The sequence below is a fragment of the Saccharopolyspora sp. NPDC050389 genome, assembly GCF_040655595.1.
In the GTDB taxonomy this organism is placed as follows: domain Bacteria; phylum Actinomycetota; class Actinomycetes; order Mycobacteriales; family Pseudonocardiaceae; genus Saccharopolyspora.
In genome coordinates, this window is record NZ_JBFAKG010000199.1 from 1 (window position 1) to 5,117 (window position 5,117).

At 70.6% G+C, this 5,117-nt stretch carries 5 protein-coding genes and 1 pseudogene; all 6 read left to right on the forward strand.

From position 1 onward, the window contains the following. Positions 1-183: pseudogene (locus AB0I53_RS49195) on the forward strand (4-hydroxy-3-methylbut-2-en-1-yl diphosphate synthase); the annotation flags it as partial. 193 nt (positions 184-376) lie between these two features. Further along, the gene (locus AB0I53_RS49200; RefSeq protein WP_358618067.1) at positions 377-1,213 is read left to right on the forward strand and encodes a GNAT family N-acetyltransferase; all 837 of its coding nucleotides are present in this window, start codon (positions 377-379) and stop codon (positions 1,211-1,213) included. A gap of 102 nt (positions 1,214-1,315) precedes the next feature. Then, positions 1,316-3,103 (forward strand): penicillin-binding transpeptidase domain-containing protein, encoded by a 1,788-nt coding sequence (locus AB0I53_RS49205; RefSeq protein ID WP_358618057.1) that lies wholly within the window; start codon positions 1,316-1,318, stop codon positions 3,101-3,103. Between the two features lie 56 nt (positions 3,104-3,159). Beyond that, positions 3,160-3,432, forward strand: a complete 273-nt coding sequence (locus AB0I53_RS49210; RefSeq protein WP_358618060.1) for a type II toxin-antitoxin system prevent-host-death family antitoxin — start codon at positions 3,160-3,162, stop codon at positions 3,430-3,432. Continuing rightward, entirely contained in the window at positions 3,429-3,824 is a 396-nt protein-coding gene (locus AB0I53_RS49215; RefSeq protein ID WP_358618062.1) for a type II toxin-antitoxin system VapC family toxin, read from the forward strand. The genes AB0I53_RS49210 and AB0I53_RS49215 overlap by 4 nt, the downstream gene beginning before the upstream one ends. A gap of 77 nt (positions 3,825-3,901) precedes the next feature. After that, the gene (map, locus tag AB0I53_RS49220) at positions 3,902-4,759 is read left to right on the forward strand and encodes a type I methionyl aminopeptidase (RefSeq protein ID WP_358618064.1); all 858 of its coding nucleotides are present in this window, start codon (positions 3,902-3,904) and stop codon (positions 4,757-4,759) included. Positions 4,760-5,117: the final 358 nt, after the last annotated feature.

A 5,117-nucleotide genomic window follows, 5' to 3' on the forward strand; every position in this document is an offset into this window, starting at 1 on the left:
GAGGCCGACCTCGGAGTGGCCTCGGGCAACGGCAAGGGCCAGATCTTCGTCAAGGGCGAGGTGATCAAGACGGTGCCGGAGCACCAGATCGTCGAGACCCTGATCGAGGAGGCCATGCGCATCGCCGAGGACATGGAGCCCGCCGACGACGCGTCCGGGGCGCCGGTCGTCACCGTCAGCTGATCTTGCGCGACCGGTCGTCCCCGTTTCAGGGGGCGGCCGGTTTTGCATTTCCCGGATGTTCGCGCTGCGCCGCGCTGATTCCGCGTCGATCCGCCGACCGGGCTACTCCGAACGGGTGAGTGCCGGTTCGGGGCGGTGTGGTGCATCCCGGCCGGTGGGGCTCATCGCCCGGGGTTTCTGGCAGTCTTGGCAGGTGCTCAAGCTCGCCGGTGCACGGCTGTTGGAGGAACGCGACGCGGTGCTGGTCCGTTCCGTACTGGATTCCGCCCCCGTCGCGGCTTGCATGGTGGCCGCGCGCGTCGAGGAGGCCGGCATCCACCCGTTGCGCCTCGGCGGCGAACTCTGGGGCTACGGCGGCAAGCTCACCGGGATGTGCTTCTCGGGCGCGAACCTGATTCCGCTGCGCGGCGGACCGGCCGCGATGCGCGCCTTCGCCGACCGCGTGCTGCGCCGGCGCCGCGTCTGCTCGTCGCTGGTCGGCCCGGCCGAGCAGGTGCTCGCGCTCTGGGACGAGGTCGCGGCGCAGTGGGGCCCGGCGCGCGAGGTGCGCGCCGAACAGCCGCTCATGGCGCTGTCCGAGCCGCCCCGGGTGGCCCCGGACCCGCTGGTGCGCCCGGTGCGGCCGGACGAGCTGGATCGCTACCTGCCGGCGGCGATCGCGATGTTCACCGAGGAAGTCGGGGTGGACCCGTCCAGCGACGGCGGCGCGGCGAGCTACCGGGCGCGGGTCGCCGACCTGATCGCCGGTGGCCGGGCGTTCGCCCGCTTCGAGGGCCGCGAAGTGGTGTTCAAGGCCGAGATCGGCGCGCTGTCCCGCACCGTCGGGCAGATCCAGGGCGTCTGGGTGCACCCGGACCGGCGCAGCACCGGGCTGGGCACGGCTGGAACCGCCGCTGTCGCGGATCGGCTGGTGCGCGGCCTGGGCCGCACGGCGAGCCTGTACGTCAACGGCTACAACACCGCTGCCCGCCTCGCGTACCGGAAGGTCGGTTTCCGCCAGGTCGGCTCCTTCGGCACGGTTCTCCTCTGAATGTCCACTGTGGACCTAGATCGAGTGGCTCGGTGAAAGATGTCCCTCGCCCCGCCGAAAAGGGGTGTGGACGTATCGGGACGTTTCGGCATACTCGCGGACATGGTTTCCTCGCGGATCTTGGCCGGCGTGGCGGCGCTCCTGCTGCTGCCGTTGGCAGCTTGCAGCAGCGGGCCGTCGGAAGAGGACGTCGCCGCATCCTTCGTGAACGCGGTGGCGGCAGGCGACGCGGTCGGTGCGGCGAACCAGACCGACGCGCCCGACCAGGCGCGGCAGGCTCTGGAAGCGGCCCGGCGGAACCTGTCGCCGACGGCCGCGCACGCGACCGTCCGAGAGATGACCGAGGACGCCCAGGGAACGCCGACGGCCCGGTTCGACATGTCCTGGGACTTCGGCGCGGGCAAGGTCTGGAACTACTCGAACGAGCTCAAGCTCGTCGAGCAGGAGCAGGGCTGGAAGGTCCGCTGGGCGCCGGCGGTGCTCCACCCGCAACTGGCGGCCGGGCAGAGCATCGCCTTCCGCGAGCAGCGGCCGGACCCGGCGCCGGTGCTGGACCGCGACGGCAACCAGCTCATGGGGCCGGAGCAGCTGGTCACCGTGAGCCTGAGCCCGCAGGAGGCCGGTGACGTGCCGGGCGTCGCGACCTCGCTGGCGAACGCGCTGAAGACCATCGAACCCGCGATCACCCAGCAGTCCATCCTGGACGGCGTGGCGAAAACGCCGCAGGGCCAGCCCTATGCGGTGGTCACGCTCCGGCAGGGCGACTACGAGAAGGTCAAGTCCCAGATCTACGACCTGCCGGGCGTGCGCTTCCCGGCCCAGACGCGGCTGGTCACCACCGAGCGCGGGTACGGCACACAGGTGCTCGCGGGCGTGGCGCGCGTCGTCGACGAGCAGGTCGAGGCGAACGCCGGGTGGCGCGTCGTGACGCTCGACGCGGCCGGCCAGGAGGCCGCGGAGCTGCACGGCGTCGCCGAGCGGCCGGTTTCGCCGACCAACGTGACCCTCGGCGACCGCACGCAGAAGGCCGCCGAGCAGGCGGTGGACCCGGTGCCGCAGGCCGCGATGCTGGTGGCCATGCAGCCGTCCACCGGCGAAGTGCTCGCCGTGGCGCAGAACGCGCCCGCCGACGCGCAGGGCCCGGTCGCGCTGTCCGGCCAGTACCCGCCGGGTTCGACGTTCAAGACGGTGACCGCGACCGCCGCGCTGGGTTCCGGGAAGGCCGGCATCGACACCCCGGTGGAATGCCCGGGGGAGAAGGTGTTCGACGGCCGGCCGCTGCCGAACGACAAGAAGTTCGACCTCGGCGTGGTGCCGCTGCACACCGCGTTCGCGCGCTCCTGCAACACGTCGTTCGCACAGCTCGCGGTCGATATGCCCGGGCAGGCGCTGACCGACGCGGGGCACCAGCTGGGCCTCGGCGTGGACTTCGACATGGCCGGCGCGACCACCATCACCGGCAAGGTGCCGCCGGGCGGCAGCACGGTGCAGCGCGCGGAGAACGGCATCGGGCAGGGCACGGTGCTGGCCAGTCCGTTCGGCATGGCGCTGGTGACCTCGTCGATCGCCGAGGGGCGGATGCCGGTGCCGACGCTGGTCCGGGGCACGCAGACCAAGGCCGACGTCACTCCGCAGCCGCCGGCGCAGCAGTCCCTCGACCAGCTCCGCACGATGATGCGCGAGGTGGTCACCGGCGGGACGGCGACCGCGCTGAACGGCTCCGGCGACGTCCGGGGCAAGACCGGGACCGCGCAGTTCGGCGACGGCACCCACTCGCACGGCTGGTTCGTCGGCTACCGCGGCGACCTGGCCTTCGCGGTGCTGGTGACGGACGCGGGCTCGTCGGGGCCGGCCGTCGAGGCGGCGAAGCGCTTCCTGGCAGGCGCCTGATCGCGTCACGTGTTCGGGTGATCACCGAGGGTCAGCCGGGTGCTACGTTGTAGCTCATGGAGCGGATCGGCGTCCGCGAGCTGCGGCAGCACGCTAGTCGATACCTGAAGCGGGTCGCCGCCGGGGAATCGATCCTGGTGACCGATCGGGGTCGCACCGTCGCGGTGCTAGGTCCGCCCACGCGTGACCAAGCCCTGTACGACGAACTCGTCGCCGCCGGAGAGCTCGTGCCCGGCGAAGGTGGCGAGCTCCCCGAACCGTTGCCGGCAGCACCGACCCCGAACGTCTCCGACCGGCTGCTGCGCAGGCGTGAACAGGAGCGGTTTTGATCTACTTCGATTCCTCCGCGCTGATCAAGCTGATCGCCCCCGAGCCGGAGAGCAAGGCGCTGAGCCAGTGGGTCCGCGAGCGCTGGGAGCATCCCCGCGTCACCAGCGCGTTGTCGAAGGTGGACGTGCTGCGCACCTTCCGAGAGGTCGGTCCGGCCGCCGAAGACCTGGCGTCGATCATCGTGTCCAAGATCGACCAGCTGCCGGTGAAGCAGGACGTGCTGGACGTGGCGACCGAGCTGCGCTGCAACGTCGGCCCGGTGGACGCCATCCACCTGGCCTCCGCCTACAAGATCAAGGACGGCCTGCACGCCTACGTCTCCTACGACCCGGGGCTGCTGGCGGCGGCCGCGGACGCGGGCCTGGTCACCGCCTCGCCGGGCGCGAGCTGACGCCGTGGCGGTGGTCGCCTCCGCAGCCACCGCCACTCACGACAGGCCGGGCGGGCGTCGCGGTTACAGTGGTGGGCATGCCGGTTCGAGCTCCGTTGAAGCCAGGCGTCCAGACGCCGCGTCGCCCAGTCCCAGCGCACATCGAGCGCCCCGAGTACGTCGACAAGCCGGCTCCCAAGCGCAACTCCGACCCCTACGTGCAGCCGCCCGAGGTCATCGAGGCGATGCGGGTGGCGGGCAAGCTCGCCGCGCAGGCCCTGGTCGAAGCGGGCAAGGCGGTGCAGCCCGGCGCGACCACCGACCAGGTCGACGCGGTCGTGCACGAGTTCTTCTGCGACCACGGCGTTTACCCGTCGACGCTGGGCTACCGGGGCTTCCCGAAGTCCTCCTGCACGTCGCTGAACGAGGTGATCTGCCACGGGATCCCGGACTCGACGGTGATCGAGGACGGCGACATCGTCAACGTCGACGTCACCGGCTTCATCGGCGGCGTCCACGGCGACACCAACGCGACGTTCCTGGCCGGCGAGGCCTCGGAGGAGGTGCGCCTGCTGGTCGAGCGCACCCACGAGTCGCTGATGCGCGGCATCAAGGCGGCCAAGCCGGGGCGGCAGCTCAACGTGATCGGCCGCGTCATCGAGTCCTACGCCAAGCGGTTCGGCTACGGCGTGGTTCGCGACTTCACCGGGCACGGCATCGGCCGCTCGTTCCACAGTGGACTGGTGATCCTGCACTACGACGAGCCGTCGGTGCAGACCGTCCTGGAGCCGGGCATGACCTTCACCATCGAGCCGATGATCACCCTCGGCACCCACGAGTACGACATGTGGAGCGATGGCTGGACGGTGACGACGAAGGACAAGAGCTGGACGGCCCAGTTCGAGCACACCATCCTGATCACCGAAGACGGCAACGAAATCCTGACCCTGCCCTGATTCAGGGATGGGTGGTCGTTTTGCGTAGCGGTGCGGGTGGCGGAACCTCAGACGCCTTCTCGCTGTGGGATCCCCGACTTGCGTATGACCAATACGCGGCATCGGGGCTGTCCTCGCGAGAAGACGTCTGAGAACCCGCGGCGGTGCAAGTTGCTTAGGTGGGCTAAGCGGCTTCGCCGCTTGCGGCGGCTATTGGTCGTGAGATTCGAGCGTCGCGGCGGCGGTTGTGCGTTCGCGGTGCGCACCTTCGGCTGTCCGCATCGGCCCTTGATTCGGTCTGGGAGTGGCTTGGTCGGCGATTTCGCGCGAAATCGACGTTCCGCACGCGTGCCAGGTGGCGATTTCGCGCGAAATCGCC